Raw genomic sequence first — 15,831 nt, forward strand, 5'->3', positions numbered from 1 at the left:
TTTTTTGATCATTGTGATAAAATCAATTCATTTTTTTGGAGGTTGGTTTCGAACTACTCTTGCGTTTAGGACACATGCCAAAGGATCAGCCATGCTGGACAAAAGCCACAAACCCACCTGGACCAGTTTCGAAACAGCCACCAAGGCCGACTGGGACGCCGTGATGGAGTACGAAGAGGCGTATAATGCGGCCCTGCCAGACCGCATCCTCGATGCCATCCGCTCGTTGGACGAAGAATGGACGCCCTATCCGGTGAACCGCTACCAGCACAGCCTGCAAGCCGCGACACGTGCTTACGAGGACAGTGCGGATGAAGAACTGGTGGTGGCGGCGCTGATCCACGATACCGGCGATATCCTGTCGCCCTACAATCACGGAGAGCTGTCAGCCGCGATGATGAAGCCTTACGTCAGCGAAAAGACGTATTGGATTCTCAAGCATCATTGCGTGTTTCAGGGATATTACTACAACCACCATCTGGGCGGCGACCGCAACGCGCGCGACAAATATCGCGACAGTCCTTATTGGGAAGATTGTCGCTATTTCTGCCATGAATACGATCAGAAGGCGTTCGACCCGAATTATCCGACCAAGCCGCTGGAGTTCTTCGAACCCATGTTGCGCCGCGTCCTGAACAGGGGCGAAGGCCATATGGAGCTGAACGAAACCGCCGATGACGGCAAAACCGGCTAGGAACCGGATCAGGCGGGCCAGCCCGGCCCGCCTGCCTGTTCAGCAGCTCGCCATCAGGCGATAGACAATCTGCGCCGCGGTGAAATCCCAGGCGGCATTGCCGTCGGGGGCCAGTTCGACCACGTCGAAGCCGACGCAGCGGCGGCCCTTCAGGGCGTGTTCGACGAGGCGAAGCGCCTGATAGTATCCCAGCCCGCCCGGAACGGGCGTGCCGGTCGCGGGCATCTGCGCCGGGTCCAGCCCATCAACGTCAAAGCTGACATAGACCAGTTCGGGGAAATCCTCGGGCAGGTCGACGTCATGGATGTTGCCGGTGACCAACTCTTCGGCATCCACGTGGAAGACGCGGTTCCTCAGGCGGCTTTTTGCTTCCTCGGTGGAAAAGGCGCGCACGCCGAACTGGGCCAGTGGGATACCTTCCTCGGCCAGCAGATGCATCACCGAAGCATGAGAGTGTTTTTCGCCCTGATAGGCGTTGCGCAGATCGGCATGGGCGTCGATCTGCACGATTCCGACGGGCTGGCCAAGGGCGCGGGTCACACCCATGACCGCACCGTAGCTGAGCGAGTGTTCACCGCCCAGCGTGACCGGCACCTTGCCGGCACGGATGGCGGCCTCGGTGCGCTGGGCGAGGCGCTCCATAACGTCCGGCAGCGGGCCGTCGCAATCCAGCGGGGCTTCGGTAAAGATGCCTTCGACGCAAGGCTCGGCGTGGCCGGTTATGCGTTCGAGTTCATTGCTGGCCGCGATGATCGCTTCGGGGCCTTTGGCGGTGCCCGAGCCATAGGAGACCGTACGTTCCAGCGGCACCGGGATCACACGGAACCGGGCGTCTTCGCTGCGTTCGGCGTCGGTCAGTTCGCTGTCGAGGAAAATGCTCATGAAAGTCTGTCCTTAAAGTCGTCATAGCCGAATTCCCTAATGATCTTGAGGTCATCGGTTTCGCTGTTCCACAGGGCGATGGTGGGCAGGGGCACGCCGTTGAATGTGTTGGTCTTGACCATCGAGTAATGCGCCTGATCGAGGAACGCGAAGCGCTGTCCGATCCGCAGCGGTTCGGCCCAAGTGTAGTCGCCGATCACGTCGCCCGCCAGGCACGAGGGGCCGCCCAGGCGATAGGTGTGGCCGGTTTCGGCCTCGTCCATCAGGGCGGGGCGATAGGGGGCCTCGATCACGTCGGGCATGTGGCAGGTGGCCGAGATGTCGGTGATCGCCAGATCCATGCCGTTGTGCGGCAGGTCGAGGATTTCGCCCACCAGGATGCCCGCATCCAGCGCCACGGCCTCGCCGGGTTCCAGATAGACCTCGACGCCGTATTTGGCACGGATGTGTTTGATGAACTCCACCAGCCCGTCGCGGTCATAGTCGCTGCGGGTGATGTGGTGGCCGCCGCCGAAATTCAGCCATTTCAGGCCGTTCAGGAATTGTGCCAGCTTCGGTTCGACCGCGGCCCAGGTGCGCGCCAGAGGTTCGAACCCCTGTTCGCAGAGCGTGTGCATATGCAGCCCATCCACGCCCTCCAGCGCCTTGGCGTCCAGCTGACTGACCGGGGTGCCGAGGCGTGAACACGGGGCGCAGGGATCGTATTTCGCAACCTCGCCTTCGGAATGCTCGGGGTTGATGCGCAGCCCGACCTGCCGCCCGGCGGCCTGTGCCTTGGCAAGAAAGCGGTCTTTCTGCCCGGGGCTGTTGAAGATGATGTGATCCGACAGCGCAAGGATTTCGTTGATACTGGTGTCCTTGTAGCCCGCGCAGTAGGTCGCGACCTCGCCGCCATATTCCTCGCGGCCCAGCCGGGCCTCGTAGATGCCGCTGGCGCAGGTACCGCCGAGATACTGGCGCACCAGAGGGGCCAGCGCGAACATCGAGAAAGCCTTGAGGGCGGACAGGACATGTGCGCCGGAACGCTCACCGATATCGGCTAGAACCGCAAGGTTCCGCTCCACCGCCTTTTCGTCGACGACGAAGCAGGGGGAGGGGACGCGGGTCAGGTCGAAGTGGCGGAAGGCGCCGGCGTCTCCGGCCTGTGTGGTCATCATGTCGGACATGTCGGGCGTCTCCGATTGGTGGAGTGGCCGGGGGCGCTGCCCCCGGACCCCCGGGATATTTTTAGCCAGATGAAGCAGGGCGGTCGCGCGGACCGCCCCGAGGGATCAGAAGTCGACGGGCCCGTCGAGTTCGTGGACCTGCCAGGGAAGGCCGTGCTTGTTGAGCATGTCCATGAAGTCGTCCGGGTCGAGATGCTCCATGTTCCACACGCCCGGTTCGCGCCAGTTGCCTTTCAGCACCTGTGCCGCGCCGATCATGGCCGGGACGCCGGTGGTGTAGCTGACGGCCTGGCTGCCGACCTCGCGGTAGCATTCCTCGTGATCGCAGATGTTGTAGATGTAGTAGGTCTTCTCGCCCGAGCCGTCCTTGGCTTGGCCGGTGGCGATGTCGCCGATGCAGGCCTTGCCCTTGGTTTCGGCACCCAGATCGCCGGGGTCGGGCAGCAGGGTTTTCAGGAACTGGATCGGGATGATCTCGACCCCGTTGTGCACCACCGGGTCGATGCGGGTCATGCCGACGTTTTCCAACACTTTGGCGTGGGTGATATAGGCGTCGCCGAAGGTCATCCAGAACCGGGCGCGCTCGATCTCGGGGAAATGGGTCGAGAGCGATTCCAGTTCCTCGTGATACATCAGGTACATGTTCTTGGGGCCGATGGCGGGGAAGTCGAATTCGACCTTGTGGGTCATCGCGGGGGAGTGTTTCCATTCGCCGTTCTCCCAGTGGCGCACCTCGGCCAGGACTTCGCGCAGGTTGATTTCCGGGTTGAAATTGGTGGCAAATTCCTGATCGTTCTGGCCGCCGTTGGCGTCCAGAACGTCGATCTGGCGGATGGTGTCCAGCTTGTGTTTCTTGAGCCACTTGGCAAAGACGGATGTAACGCCCGGATCGAAGCCCGAGCCGAGGATGGCGGTCAGGCCGGCCTGTTTGAACCTGTCCTGATAGGCCCATTGCCAGTGATATTCGAACTTGGCTTCGTCCTCGGGCTCATAGTTGGCGGTGTCGAGGTAGTGGCAGCCGGCCTCGAGGCAGGCATCCATCAGCACCAGGTCCTGATAGGGCAGGGCCAGGTTCACCAGGATCTCGGCACCTGTTTCCTTGATCAGCTTGACCGTGTCTTCGACCTTGTAGGCGTCAAGCTCAGCCGTCTTGATGTCGACGCCGGTGCGTTCCTTGACCGATTTGGCGATGGCGTCGCATTTCGACTTGGTGCGGCTGGCCAATGTGATTTCGGTGAAGATGTCCGAATTCATCGCCATCTTGTGCACGGCGGCGTGGGATACGCCGCCCGCGCCGACAACCAGTGTTTTTCCCATGGGGTAGTCTCCTCTCACAGGGGGTTATTCGTAATAGGTGTAGCCGTTGATCGAGTCGCGATAGGCGCTCATCAGGGTTTTGCGGTCCTTGGCTTTCAGAGTACCGGTCGATATCGCCTCGTCCACCATTTTGCGGAAGGCGGCGACGCAGTCGGTCGGGTCGAATTCGACATAGGACAGCACCTGACTGATCGTGTCGCCCTCTTGCTCGTGCAGCAGATCAAAACCACCGTCAGCGCGCAGGTCGATTGTGACGACGTTGGTGTCGCCGAACAGGTTGTGCAGATCGCCCAACGTTTCCTGATAAGCGCCGACGAAAAAGACGCCCATGAAGTATTCATCCTGTTCCGGCAGGGAATGCACCGGCAAGCTGGGCGAGACGCCATCAGCCAGGATGAACCGGTCGATCTTGCCGTCGCTGTCGCAGGTGATGTCGGACAGAACCGCGCGGCGGTCGGGTGTCTGGTTCAGGCCCTGCAAGGGCACGATCGGATGCAGTTGGTCGATCGCCCAGACGTCGGGCAGGGACTGGAACAGAGAAAAATTGCAGTGGTAGATATCGGCCACTTTCTCGAGCTGGTCGTCCACGTCGGTTTCCAGATCGTCACTGGCCGCCAGTGACTTGAGGCGGGCCATCAGCGACAGATAGATCCGTTCGGCGCGGGCCATCTGGCGCAGGTCTACATACCCACGGCGGAACAGGGCGCGCAATTCGTTGCGGTAGAAATTGGCGTCGTTCCAGCATTCCTGAAGACGGTCTTTGCTGAGATAGCCGTGCACCGCGGCAAGGTCCGAAACCATGTGATGATCGTCGGCTTCAACCTCGGGGCCGTTGGGCGCATCGTACAATGTGCTTTCCAACACGTTGAACACCAGCATCGACGATGTCGCCACCACAGCGCGACCGCTTTCGGTGACCAGCGTCGGGTGGTCGATTTCGGCCTCATCCATCGCGTAGGCCACGGTTTCCACCACGTTGGCGCAATATTCCTCGACCGTGTAGTTGATCGAGTTTTCAGCCGCCTTCTTTTCACCGGTGTAATCCACGCCCATGCCACCGCCGAGGTCCAGATGGGTCAGTGGCACGCCTTCGCGGGTCAGTTCGGTGTAATAACGGCATGCCTCGCCCACCGCGCGGCGTACGTCGTTGACGTCCTGTACCTGCGATCCCAGATGCGAGTGCTGCAACTTCAGGCAATGCAGAAGGCCCGCGTCGCGCAGCTTGTCCACCGTGGCCACCAGTTGATCGGTGTTCATACCAAAGGCGGACCGGTCGCCCGAGCTTTCTTCCCATTTGCCGCTGATCTGGTTGGTCAGTTTCACCCGCACACCAATCAGCGGTTCGATCCCCAGTTCCTTGTAGACCTCGATGACCGTGTCGGCCTCTTTCGGGCTTTCCAGAACGATCACCGTGTTGAAGCCGATCTTGCGGGAAAGGGTTGCCAGTTGGATGAACTCGGCGTCCTTGACGCCGTTGCAGACGATCAACGCCTCGCTGGCCAGACGATGCGCCAGCGCGATCACCAATTCGGGTTTGGACCCGGCCTCGAGCCCATAGTTGTATTTCTTGCCGAATTCGACGATCCGGTCGACGACCTGGGCCTGCTGGTTCACCTTGATCGGGAACACACCGCGATAGCTGCCCCTGTAACCGACGCGGGCGATAGCATCCCGGAAGCTTTCGTTCAGATGCGCGATCTCGTGTTCCAGATAGGAAGAGACGCGCAGAACCATCGGGGCCTTGATGCCGCGGTCATCCAGATCGCTGAGAATACCGGGCAGGCTGATCGCATCAACCTCGGGAGCCAGGGGGTTGCGCAGACCGATCTCGCCCTGCTCCGTCACCTCGATGAGGCCTTTGCCCCATTTCTCAACCCCGTAGATGGAATGCGGTGCGTCCGGCGTCTGTTTCAATCAAGTCGGTCCTTAACGTAGGGGTGCCAGTTTCGCGACCGCCAATACGGCAGCTGTTTGATTCTTCCAAGTGTAAACTATGTGACGGAAAAATCCGAATTTCATGCCGGTGGGTTGATCGGGACCAGATGATTGTCCCACTGGCACTTCGCGCGGGTCCGGATCACGGGGTGCGCAGTAGCCAACGCGCCGAACACACCGGTTCCGGTGGTGAAAACCAAGCCGTTCGGGCCGGATCCAAGCCCGCAGACATCCTCAAGCTCGAACGCATCCCTGAATGTGCCACTGGCCACGTCGAACCGATGCAGCGCGTTGCCGCGCGGACAGGTGATGGCAACGGTTGCGCCATCCGCCGAAAACGCGATGCTGCCCGCATAACCCTGTAGCGTGCTTTGGCCCTGCTCTGGGGCGGACAGAAGGTGCGGGGTTTCCCCCTGACGGTGCAGACCCAGCAAGGGCGGATGTTCGGCCTTGCTGCCCTGCCACTGCATCGCAAAGCCCACTAGCCCGTCGCGACGGACCGCCAGATGGCGGATCGAGTTCTTGTGAAGCGCAGGCGCCAGCGACACCTGTTCCTGAACCAGGCCCGACAGGGAAAGGTAGGTCAGATTGGGCTCCATCGTCGGCAGGTTCAGCTTCGTGCGCCCGGTTTCGGGGTGGGTTTCGATCCCGCCATTGGCAATCACAAGCGTTTTTCCACCCGGCATCAGCCGCATGTCATGCGGCCCGACCCCGCCGGACGGGAATTCGCCCAAGCGCGCAAAGGTTTCCGCGTCCCAGACGCCTATGATACCTTTTCCGGCCTCGTAATCGTTTTCAGTGGTAAAGAAATGGGCGCCATCGGCTGAAAAAGTACCGTGACCATAGAAATGCCGACCTTCCGGCGCTGTCAGCTGCGCGGTCTGCGCGCCTGATGCGCAATCGACCACGACGGCAAAAGTACCGGGTCGGCGCGCAAAGGCAACGGCCTGTGCTTTGACAGGATGCGCCGCCGCCGCATGCCCGCGCGCGGGCAGGGGCACGGAAAACAGGAGTGCTCCCAGTGCATCCAGCCCGGCCAGTCGATATGAACCATCCGGAAACAGCCCCGCTGCCAGAAAATCCGGCCTGCCCACCGAGGCCCACCCACGAACCGGAGTCAGAGAGGTTGCAGCAAGCCCTGCAAGGAAGCGGCGACGCGATGTCATTTTTCAGTCCCCGTCCAGCGAATTGAAGCCAGCGCTGATGCCCAGTGTCGGGCCAAGTTCGGATGAAGCAATGGCGCGGATGTCATGGATGGACTGTTGCAGGGCCTCGATACGGAACCGGGCCTGCGGATCCGCAACGCCGGCCAACGCCGGGTCTTCGATAGCGTGGGCATTCTCGATCGCGCGCGCAAAGGCGGCATCCAGATCGGCGGCAATTTCGGGGTGATCAAAAGCCAACCGTGCCGCAAGATCACGAAGGGCCATCAGCGAAAGCTCGACATGGCGCAAGGATCGCTTTGACCGCCACGCTTCGGCGCGGTTGGGGCGCGGGCGATCGAACGTGCCCAACGGGCGACCAAGCCGTGTGTCGGCCGTGAATTCAAGACCCGTGGACAAAGCCTTGAACAGTTCCTGCATGGCTTCGCCCTGCGTTCGGTAGCGGCTGCTCTCGCCGGGTCGGGTCAGGCTGGGGGCATAGCTTTGCCAGTCCTCGGCCATCGCCCGGGCATTGGCATCAATATCCGCCGCGATCGCCTGGATCAGCGCGCAGCGGTAGTCCGCATCGCCCTGCTCTGCAAAGGCGGGATCGAACAGCATCCGTTCGAGCGCAAAGAATCCGCGCCCCGCTATGGATGTCTCGGCATAGGTATTCGGGCTTTGCACGGCGTCATCCTCGGTTGCGATATGCTGGGACAGGGCCTTTGAGGTGAACCCTTTCGTATCGGGCCAGAACGCCATGGCAAACGCACGATCGTCGACCTCGGTCGGACCGAACCGCAGATGGCTGGCGGAAATCCAGCTGTCGAAGGCCGCGTCATAAGCCGCGCGCAGCGCCGGTGAGGTCGGATCGCAATCCACCCGGGATGCACTGACCAGAGCCCCGGTTGTTTCCGGCAGTTTGCCGACCCGGGGCAGAATATGTGTCTCGGCCACGTCCATCAGGATCGGCGCGCGATCCTGCGCCTGCGCGGCAAGCGGCATCATCAACGCGGCAACAAGAGTAAGAATACGCATGGGTCAAAGGCTCTCCAGAAAACGGATCAGGGCGTCTCGGTCAGTTTTCGGCATCGACACAACTGCATCGCGGGCGGCCTGGGCTTCGCCCCCGTGCCACAGTATCGCCTCGAGCAGATTGCGGGCCCGCCCGTCATGCAGAAACTGCGTGTGGCCCGAGACGCGTTCGGTCAGACCTATGCCCCACAGCGGCGGCGTCCGCCATTCGCGCCCCGTCGCGCGGGCCTCGGGGCGGTGATCCGCCAAGCCTTCGCCCATGTCATGCAGCAGCAGGTCGGTATAGGGCCAGATCAGCTGAAAGCTGTGCTCGGGCCGATCTTCCAGCCGGTGGGTGACATGGGCCGGAGTATGACACGATGCGCAGCCGGTCGTGTGAAACACCTCTTTGCCGCGCAACACCTCGGGGTCGTCGACATCACGGCGACCGGGCACACCCAGATTGCGGCTGTAGAAATCCACCAGGTCCATGCCCTGCTGATCGATCTCGAACTCGCGCGTATCGGTGTCGCCATGCGGGGCCTCGACGCAGTTCACCTGCAAATCCGTGCAGTCCCCCTGAGGTGCCGGGTAAAGCGGGCTTGAAATGCCGATATCCCCGGCAAAGGCCGCGGCAGATTGCTCCATGACTGTCGGCATGCCTGCCTTGTGCCCGAACCGTCCCATCATGGGCGCACCGTAGTCAACAGACCAGACGATGTTCGGACGGCCCGAGATGCCGTCCCCATCCACGTCATCAGGGTCAGCCTTGGCCAGCAGGTCTTCGACCGGGATCGCCTCCAGCAGCCCAAGCCCGATCATCTGCGGTGCGACCCGCGGGCTCAGCATCGCATCGGGGTGCAGCGGGCCATAGCCCAGATCCGCGGCCCGATAGGTTGGCCGGCGCAGAGCGGCGGTTTCACCGTCAGAAAGCGCGATGCGGATTCCCTCATACGAGATATCCAGCCGATATTCCGCCGGATGTCCCGCAAGTGCGAAATCCTGCATCTGCCCGCCATAGTTGGGTTCGGGCCGGGTGGCGATGTAGTCTTCGATCCCTCCATACCCGTCTTCCGGCGCACCGGGGATCGAGACCCGGAGGAACATCGAGACCGCGTTGTCATCAGGTCCGTTGGGTGTGTGCCCCCGCCCATCCTTGATGTGGCAACGCTGGCAGGATCGTGCGTTGTACAGCGGCCCCAACCCGTCAGAGGCCAACGTGGATGATGGTGACGAAACCCAGATTTTCTTGAACAACCCGTTGCCGACCTTGAAATCCAGCTCCTGTTCGAAGCTCAGGTTGCCGGAGGGTTGCGAGAACGCATCCGCGTCGTTGCGGACCCGGACAGTCGCCGCTCCGGCAGAGAGTTCTTCGAACGGCTGCGACACGCCATAATCCTGCGGGGGCGCAGTCGCGGCGGCAATGCGGGCGCGTTCCTCATCGGTACGGGGGGTGACATTCAGATGCAGGTCCCGCAGCTCGGCTGACAGGGAAGGGGTGGCCGCCAGGGCGACCACCGACAAGGCAAGAAGACTATTCGCCTTCGTCCATTTTCGATGCGTTGAGTTGCGCATAATTGGCTTCGCCGATCCTTTCATACAGGTCGAGCTGCGTTTCGAGGAAGTCGATATGTCCCTCTTCATCGGACATCAACTGTTCGAACAGCGACATGGAGACAAAGTCGCCGGCCTCCCGACAGTATTCGCGCGCTTCCTTGTACAGAGCCCTTGCGTCGATCTCGGCCGCCAGGTCGCATTCCAGCGTTTCCTTCGGCGTCTGCCCGATCCGCAGCGGGTCCAGCTTCTGAAGGTTGGGGTGGCCTTCCAAAAAGATGATCCGTTCGATCAGCTTGTCCGCGTGGCCCATCTCTTCGATGCTTTCCTCGCGGCTTTTCTTGGCCATATGGCCAAGGCCCCAGTCTTCTTGCAGGCGGTAATGCAGCCAGTATTGGCTGACGGCCGTCAGCTCATGCCGCAGAGACTTGTTCAGATATTCGATGACCTTCGGATCGCCCTTCATCAGCTTTCTCCTGTGTTGCTCCGGCACGCAATGTGCGGAGTTGCATCGGTACGCCCAGATTACCGCTGGCCCGCATTGTGTCTAGGAACAGCGGCATGCACCCGCCACAATCCGCCGATTTGCCAAGGGCATGGTAGATTTTGCCGGGGGTGATGATGGTCTGCGGATCCGCCGTGCGCATCCAGTCGATGGCCGCGCGGATGTCGTGATCGGATATGTTGGTGCAGTGGCAGACAATCATTGGTCTTGGCTCGTTTCGCCGCCTTTACAGGCGATCAGAAAGGGTTGCACGGGCCGGAAAGAAACCCTCTCCGGCCCGCTTGGGGTTAGTGAAAGACGGCGTCCGGGTTGTCCAGGCTGTCCGACCCTTCAAACGCGACCCCGTCCAGCTCCAGCGCGGTTACGATGCGCTCGATGGTCTTGGTCTGATCGATCAGGCCGTTGACGCCGCCCATGATCAGGGCCTCACCGCCTTTGTTGCCGCGCTCAAGCATCTGGTCATAGGCAAATCCTGCCTCGGCTGTTGTCTTGATCTTGCCCAGGGCCTGCATGGTGGCGGCCAGTTTCGCTTTCATCTCGGTATCCAGCGCCGGATCGGTGGCGATGACCAGATCGGCCAGAGATGCGCCCGAAACCGGGGTGCCATCTATGCGGGTATAGCTGCCCAGATAGACGTTCTGGATGCCCAACCCGTCATAGTAATGGCTGTTGTGGGTGTTGTCAGAAAAGCAGTCATGTTCTTCTTCGGGATCGTTCAGCATCAGGCCAAGGCGCATCCGTTCACCGGCTTGCTCACCATAGGAGAGAGAGCCCATGCCGGTCAGGATCGCGCTGACACCTTCTGCTTCGTTCTCCATCAAGGCTGCGCGCGCCGCTCCGCCGTCTTTCCACTGATCCGCCATCCAGGCCAAGTCGCTGACCAGCAGTTCGGTCGCAGCGCTCAGGTATTGCGCACGACGGTCGCAATGGCCGCCGGTACAGTCCTCGCCCTGCGCATAATCGGTGGCCGGGCGGTTGCCGGCGCCAGCGCCATGGCCGTTCATGTCCTGGCCCCACAGAAGGAACTCGATGGCGTGATAGCCGGTTGCCACATTCGCCTCGATACCATCGGCTTCGTGCAAGGTGTCGCTCAGCAGTTCGGGGGTGATTTCGCTGGCATCAATGGTCTCGCCCGACAGTTGGAAGCTGGGGTTGGCGATGACGTTCAGCACGGCAAACTCGTTTTCGTCCGTCGCGCCGCCATAGGCCGCGTCAACATAGTCGATCAGACCTTCGTCCAAGGGCCAGGCGTTCACCTTGCCTTCCCAGTCATCAACGATGGCATTGCCGAAGCGATAGACTTCCGTTTGCTGATAGGGAACACGGGCAGCAACCCAGGCCGCGCGCGCCGCGTTCAGCGTTGCGTCCGACGGATCGGCGATCAGTGCGTTGACCGCATCCTGCAATTTCCTGGCTGAAATCAGGCTGTCCTCAAATTTGGCTTCCGCAATATTGGCATAGGTGTTCAGTACATCCGCCTTGGTGGGGGCATCACCCGAGATCGCGGCGGTTGCCATGCAGAACGTCAGGGCGCTGGCAGTGGTGAATAACTTGGTCATAGGAGTTCGGTGCTTTCCTGTCAGAACTGTCGGATCGTGCGGGAATGCCCCGCGGGTTTCGCGAAGAAATAACTGAGTTATTTAGTCGGCAATGTCAACCTGAGTTTTATTGTCAGATATAGGCGGGGGCTGTTGAACCCAACAAGCCTCCCCATATCTGGCGGGCTCCGATCCGAGGGATAGCATTGCGTGGCAGGTGATTCGCGTTAAAATCACTGGTGTGATTCTGTTTAAGGCGGTTGTTGGTTAATGAAGTGCTCTGTTCTGGCCTTGTCTCTCTTTCCGGCAGCTCTTGCTGCTCAGGCGACGCAGATCACGTCCACCCATCACCATGGGTCCGGTCAATTGGAAATCGTGCTCACGGACACGGGATTTTCGCTGTCCCTCAGGGTTCCAAGCATTGACATCATCGGGTTCGAGACCCCGGTAGCCAGTGATGACGAGCGCACGCGTGTCGCCATCGCGATTTCCGAACTGTCCAAGCCGCTGGACCTGTTTGTCGTCCCGCCCGAGGCCGTGTGCTTTACTGCGTCTGCAAACGTGATCCTGACGCATGATGTCCCGGGGCAGCAGGACACCGCGGGCGAGGGGGGCACGTCATCCACGGCGGGAGAACATTCGGAATTTCAGGCTGACTACGTTGTTCAATGTCAGGATATGGATGCGCTGAACGCGATAGAATTTGCGTATTTCCAGCGGTTCAGCGGGACAAGGAAGCTGAACCTTCGCGTCGGAGCAGGCGCGGAGAACAGCACCCATGAAATCACGCGCGCCGCGCCCAGGCTGGATATGACGCAAATCCGTTAGAGATGGCGCTTGAGCGCCTGTTGGGCGGTGTCAGGCAAGCAGCCGAAGCTGTCGAGCCAAGATTGCCCCGTCCATCCCTGGGGCACCGGGCAGAAAACGAACACCTCAGATCGAAGCAGATTGTTTCCCAGTGCGGTCCCTGAATGCGGCAATGAGTGAAGCCCATGAATTATAGTTTATTTGCAAGATGTCATGATCCTTAAGGCTGCCGGATTCCGCTGAATCACAAATCTCCAATTGAGGCAAAGATTAACGAATAAGGGCACAAGAATCGCATGGATGACAAGTTCTCGCAAAACTTATGCCAATATCCAAATCTATTGGTACATCATCCTGTCGATCTGTTGACTAGTCCGGTTTTAATGAGGGGGTATCTCGGCAGGGTTAGGGGGATGCCCGTTCAGGCCCGTTTTGGGCCGGTGAATCGCGGCATCCCCTGCCGTACAGGTCAGGGCAAATCCACCGCCAGACCCACCGCCAGACCCACCACCAGACAATGTCAGTCGATCTTGTTGCGCTGCGCGTGCGGGGTAACGCCAAAGCTTGACCGGTAGACGCGCGAAAAATGGCCCGGGTTTTCAAAGCCGCAGGCCACGGCAACCTCGGTGACGGATGCTTCGGTCTGAAGCAACAATTTCTGGGCGCGCTCCAGCCGCATTTCCATGAAATATTTCTTGGGCGACGTGTTGAGGTATTTGCCAAACAACCGCTCAAGCTGTCGGGTTGAAATGCCAAGCTCTTCTGCAATGAACGAAGGCGAAACCGGGGTTTCGATACTGTCCTGCATGATGGTGATCGCCTTTGCCAGGTGCGCATTGCGCATTCCGTTGCGTGATTGCAGGGAAACCCGTTGTTTGGCCGTGGCATTGCGTACCGCGTTATAGACCATCTGATCCGCCACATCGATGGCCAGTTCCTCGCCGTGGTCGCGTTCGATCAGGTGCAGCAACAGATCCGCCGTTGCGGTCCCGCCAGATGCGGTAATGTGCTTTTCGTCGGCCACGAACACGCTGCGCACCAGATTGACCTCGGGAAAGGCCTCCATGAACGCGTCGTGGTACTCCCAGTGGATCGCCGCCTGCATTCCGTCGAGAAAACCAGCCTCGGCCAGCACCCACGCCCCCGAGCACAGGGCGCCGATTTTCGTGCCACGCGCACGTTCGCGGCGCAGGGTTGCAAGCAGAGGGAGGGTGACGTGGTCACGCATGTGAATGCCCGACAGAACAAACAGCTGATCACATTTGGCCAGACCCTGAAGACCGGAATGCATCAGCGTGACGGATCCGTTCGAGCACACGGCCTGCTCGCCATGTTCGGACACAAAGGACCAGCGGTACAGTTCTTCGCCGCTCACAAGATTGGCGATCCGCAAGGGTTCGACCGCGCATGAAAACGCAAGGTGCGAGAATTCCTCGACAAGGATGAACGTGATGTGCCGCGTCTGAGGCATGAGCAGTACCGTTTGCAAGCTGGGACAAAGCCCAGAACATGAGTCTATTTCGCAGGCTCTTATGCTGCACGATTTTTTATTGTATACAAGTTGTATTTTCATAGAATACAAAACCGTGACCGCACGCGATTCGACCGCGGTCGCCGAACAGAAGGATGAGGCCAAAGCATGAAAGACGAAGCCAAGTCTCGTAAAAGCGCGCTGAGAGAGCACCTGAGAGTGTCCATCCTGACGCTGCGCCTGCGCCCGGGCGCCGATCTGGACGAGGCGCATTTGTCAGAGGAATTCGGCTTGTCGCGCACGCCGCTGCGCGAGGTGTTTCGACAGTTGGCCGGCGAAGGCTATCTGGATCTGCGGACAAACCGCAGCGCCCGGGTTTCCGAGATGTCCTACACCACCCTGCGCGACTTCTTCCTTGCCGCGCCCATGGTATACGGAGCAATCCTGCGTTTGGCGGCTTTGAATGCGACGAACGCCCAGATTGATGATTTGAAAGAGGCCCAGCAGGCGTTCAAGGCGGCCCTTCGGTCCGGGTCCGGCGAGGACCGTGCCTTGGCCAACAACCGCTATCATGACGTGACGGGCGAAATGTCCGGCAATGTCTACCTGCTGCCGTCGTTCAACCGGCTGCTGATCGATCACGCCCGGATCGGTATGACGTTCTATCGGCCACAGACTGGCGAAATGTCGGAAAACCTGTCGCTGGCCAGCCAGCAGCATGACGCGATCATCGCAGCCATCGAGGCGCGCGATGAAGCGACGGCGGCCAGGCTGGCCGAAGACCACTGGAACCTGTCACGCGATCAGATCGAGATGTTCGTGATGCCTGACGCGCTGGATGTCCCGATGGGCGTCCCGCCTCTTTCGAAACCTGCATGAGGACGGAATGAACCCGATTTTCAAGTTTGAGGGGATCTATACCCCCGTGGTCACGCCCTATCACGACGATGGCAGCGTGAATTGGGACGCCTTGTCCGACGTGATCGAATACCTGATCGAGAATGGCGTGCATGGCCTGATCTCGGGTGGTTCGACCGGTGAGAACTATGCGCAGACTGTGGAAGAACGGCTGGAACTGGCCCGGTTCACGCAGAAGCAGTTGAAGGGCCGGTTGCCATTGGTGGTTGGCACAGGCGCGATGCTGACGCCGGATTCTATTGCTCTGGCTTCGGGCGCACGTAAGATCGGCGCAGACGCAATCCTGCTTGCCAGCCCGCCATATTCGGTGCCGACTGATAGGGAAAACGCGCTGAATGCACTGGCCATCGACAAGGCCGCCGATCTGCCTGTGATGCTGTACAACTACCCGCACCGCACCGGTACGATGATGGGCGAAGAGTTCCTTGACCGTGTGGGCCGCAGCCGGAATTTCTGCGGCATCAAGGAAAGCTCGGGCGATATCAACCGGGTGCATTTGCTGGCCCGCGACTATCCGCATATCCAGCTTGGCTGCGGCATGGATGATCAGGCGCTGGAATTCTTCGCCTGGGGTGCGCCGTTCTGGGTGTGCGGCGGGTCCAACTTCCTGCCTGCCGAACATGTGGCGCTGTATCAGGCCTGCGTGATCGAAGGGAATTTCAACAAAGGCCGCCGGATCATGTCCGCGATGATGCCGCTGATGCGGGTGCTGGAGCAGGGTGGCAAGTTCATCCAGACCATCAAGCATGGCGTCACCATGAACGGGATTGATGCCGGCGCCATGCGGCCTCCGTTGAAGGGCCTGAACAAGGACGACAAACGCGCGCTGGAACAGGTCACGCGCGTGCTGAAAAAGACAATCGCCGACATCGTGGCGGAAGGGTAAGA

General features: G+C 60.3%; 15 protein-coding genes. 4 read left to right on the plus strand and 11 right to left on the minus strand.

Annotation, left to right across the window (positions count from 1 at the left end):
- Positions 1 to 91 precede the first annotated feature (91 nt).
- Positions 92 to 694, plus strand: a complete 603-nt coding sequence (locus AC2FFD_RS01595) for an HD domain-containing protein (protein ID WP_496871594.1) — start codon at positions 92 to 94, stop codon at positions 692 to 694.
- Between the two features lie 39 nt (positions 695 to 733).
- Here the strand turns inward: AC2FFD_RS01595 and speB are convergent, their stop codons facing one another.
- From speB to AC2FFD_RS01645, 10 genes are all read right to left on the minus strand, one after another.
- Positions 734 to 1,576 (minus strand): agmatinase, encoded by an 843-nt coding sequence (gene speB, locus AC2FFD_RS01600; protein WP_496871595.1) that lies wholly within the window; start codon positions 1,574 to 1,576, stop codon positions 734 to 736.
- Positions 1,573 to 2,742 (minus strand): carboxynorspermidine decarboxylase, encoded by a 1,170-nt coding sequence (gene nspC / locus AC2FFD_RS01605; protein ID WP_496871596.1) that lies wholly within the window; start codon positions 2,740 to 2,742, stop codon positions 1,573 to 1,575. The genes speB and nspC overlap by 4 nt, the downstream gene beginning before the upstream one ends.
- 105 nt (positions 2,743 to 2,847) lie before the next feature.
- Positions 2,848 to 4,059 carry a saccharopine dehydrogenase family protein gene (locus AC2FFD_RS01610; RefSeq protein WP_496871598.1) on the minus strand — a complete coding sequence of 404 codons (1,212 nt, stop codon included), beginning with the start codon at positions 4,057 to 4,059 and terminating at the stop codon, positions 2,848 to 2,850.
- Between the two features lie 24 nt (positions 4,060 to 4,083).
- Positions 4,084 to 5,973 (minus strand): biosynthetic arginine decarboxylase, encoded by a 1,890-nt coding sequence (speA, locus tag AC2FFD_RS01615; protein ID WP_425078781.1) that lies wholly within the window; start codon positions 5,971 to 5,973, stop codon positions 4,084 to 4,086.
- A gap of 101 nt (positions 5,974 to 6,074) precedes the next feature.
- Positions 6,075 to 7,160, minus strand: a complete 1,086-nt coding sequence (locus AC2FFD_RS01620) for a DUF1513 domain-containing protein (protein WP_496871600.1) — start codon at positions 7,158 to 7,160, stop codon at positions 6,075 to 6,077.
- Positions 7,161 to 7,163: 3 nt separating this feature from the next.
- Entirely contained in the window at positions 7,164 to 8,174 is a 1,011-nt protein-coding gene (locus AC2FFD_RS01625) for an imelysin family protein (RefSeq protein ID WP_496871601.1), read from the minus strand.
- Positions 8,175 to 8,177: 3 nt separating this feature from the next.
- A complete protein-coding gene (locus AC2FFD_RS01630; protein WP_496871602.1) occupies positions 8,178 to 9,725 on the minus strand; it encodes a di-heme oxidoreductase family protein in 1,548 nt (515 codons plus the stop codon).
- Positions 9,685 to 10,170 carry a bacterioferritin gene (gene bfr / locus AC2FFD_RS01635; protein WP_170346155.1) on the minus strand — a complete coding sequence of 162 codons (486 nt, stop codon included), beginning with the start codon at positions 10,168 to 10,170 and terminating at the stop codon, positions 9,685 to 9,687. The genes AC2FFD_RS01630 and bfr overlap by 41 nt, the downstream gene beginning before the upstream one ends.
- Positions 10,118 to 10,411, minus strand: a complete 294-nt coding sequence (locus AC2FFD_RS01640; RefSeq protein WP_170346156.1) for a (2Fe-2S)-binding protein — start codon at positions 10,409 to 10,411, stop codon at positions 10,118 to 10,120. The genes bfr and AC2FFD_RS01640 overlap by 53 nt, the downstream gene beginning before the upstream one ends.
- An 85-nt stretch (positions 10,412 to 10,496) precedes the next feature.
- Positions 10,497 to 11,768: an imelysin family protein gene (locus AC2FFD_RS01645; RefSeq protein ID WP_496871606.1), complete on the minus strand. Its 1,272-nt coding sequence runs from the start codon at positions 11,766 to 11,768 to the stop codon at positions 10,497 to 10,499.
- 249 nt (positions 11,769 to 12,017) lie between these two features.
- On the opposite strand from AC2FFD_RS01645, the gene AC2FFD_RS01650 reads away from it, so the two are divergent.
- Positions 12,018 to 12,575, plus strand: a complete 558-nt coding sequence (locus AC2FFD_RS01650) for a ZrgA family zinc uptake protein (RefSeq protein WP_170346158.1) — start codon at positions 12,018 to 12,020, stop codon at positions 12,573 to 12,575.
- 499 nt (positions 12,576 to 13,074) lie between these two features.
- Here AC2FFD_RS01650 and AC2FFD_RS01655 read toward each other — a convergent pair whose 3' ends face one another.
- Positions 13,075 to 14,025, minus strand: a complete 951-nt coding sequence (locus tag AC2FFD_RS01655) for a GlxA family transcriptional regulator (RefSeq protein ID WP_496871609.1) — start codon at positions 14,023 to 14,025, stop codon at positions 13,075 to 13,077.
- A 168-nt stretch (positions 14,026 to 14,193) separates the two neighbouring features.
- On the opposite strand from AC2FFD_RS01655, the gene AC2FFD_RS01660 reads away from it, so the two are divergent.
- Positions 14,194 to 14,904 carry a GntR family transcriptional regulator gene (locus AC2FFD_RS01660; RefSeq protein WP_496871610.1) on the plus strand — a complete coding sequence of 237 codons (711 nt, stop codon included), beginning with the start codon at positions 14,194 to 14,196 and terminating at the stop codon, positions 14,902 to 14,904.
- Positions 14,905 to 14,911: 7 nt separating this feature from the next.
- Entirely contained in the window at positions 14,912 to 15,829 is a 918-nt protein-coding gene (locus AC2FFD_RS01665) for a dihydrodipicolinate synthase family protein (protein ID WP_496871611.1), read from the plus strand.
- Positions 15,830 to 15,831: the final 2 nt, after the last annotated feature.

The organism is Ruegeria sp. YTSC002, assembly GCF_059609845.1.

What these genes read in the sequence shown, in the direction of transcription:
- AC2FFD_RS01610 (WP_496871598.1), bottom strand. Translation starts at nt 4,059, where the DNA reads ATGGGAAAAACACTGGTTGTCGGCGCGGGCGGCGTATCCCACGCCGCC.
- AC2FFD_RS01645 (WP_496871606.1), bottom strand. Translation starts at nt 11,768, where the DNA reads ATGACCAAGTTATTCACCACTGCCAGCGCCCTGACGTTCTGCATGGCA.
- bfr (WP_170346155.1), bottom strand. Translation starts at nt 10,170, where the DNA reads ATGAAGGGCGATCCGAAGGTCATCGAATATCTGAACAAGTCTCTGCGG.
- AC2FFD_RS01660 (WP_496871610.1), top strand. Translation starts at nt 14,194, where the DNA reads ATGAAAGACGAAGCCAAGTCTCGTAAAAGCGCGCTGAGAGAGCACCTG.
- AC2FFD_RS01630 (WP_496871602.1), bottom strand. Translation starts at nt 9,725, where the DNA reads ATGCGCAACTCAACGCATCGAAAATGGACGAAGGCGAATAGTCTTCTT.
- AC2FFD_RS01595 (WP_496871594.1), top strand. Translation starts at nt 92, where the DNA reads ATGCTGGACAAAAGCCACAAACCCACCTGGACCAGTTTCGAAACAGCC.
- AC2FFD_RS01650 (WP_170346158.1), top strand. Translation starts at nt 12,018, where the DNA reads ATGAAGTGCTCTGTTCTGGCCTTGTCTCTCTTTCCGGCAGCTCTTGCT.
- AC2FFD_RS01620 (WP_496871600.1), bottom strand. Translation starts at nt 7,160, where the DNA reads ATGACATCGCGTCGCCGCTTCCTTGCAGGGCTTGCTGCAACCTCTCTG.
- AC2FFD_RS01665 (WP_496871611.1), top strand. Translation starts at nt 14,912, where the DNA reads ATGAACCCGATTTTCAAGTTTGAGGGGATCTATACCCCCGTGGTCACG.
- AC2FFD_RS01625 (WP_496871601.1), bottom strand. Translation starts at nt 8,174, where the DNA reads ATGCGTATTCTTACTCTTGTTGCCGCGTTGATGATGCCGCTTGCCGCG.
- AC2FFD_RS01640 (WP_170346156.1), bottom strand. Translation starts at nt 10,411, where the DNA reads ATGATTGTCTGCCACTGCACCAACATATCCGATCACGACATCCGCGCG.
- nspC (WP_496871596.1), bottom strand. Translation starts at nt 2,742, where the DNA reads ATGTCCGACATGATGACCACACAGGCCGGAGACGCCGGCGCCTTCCGC.
- AC2FFD_RS01655 (WP_496871609.1), bottom strand. Translation starts at nt 14,025, where the DNA reads ATGCCTCAGACGCGGCACATCACGTTCATCCTTGTCGAGGAATTCTCG.
- speB (WP_496871595.1), bottom strand. Translation starts at nt 1,576, where the DNA reads ATGAGCATTTTCCTCGACAGCGAACTGACCGACGCCGAACGCAGCGAA.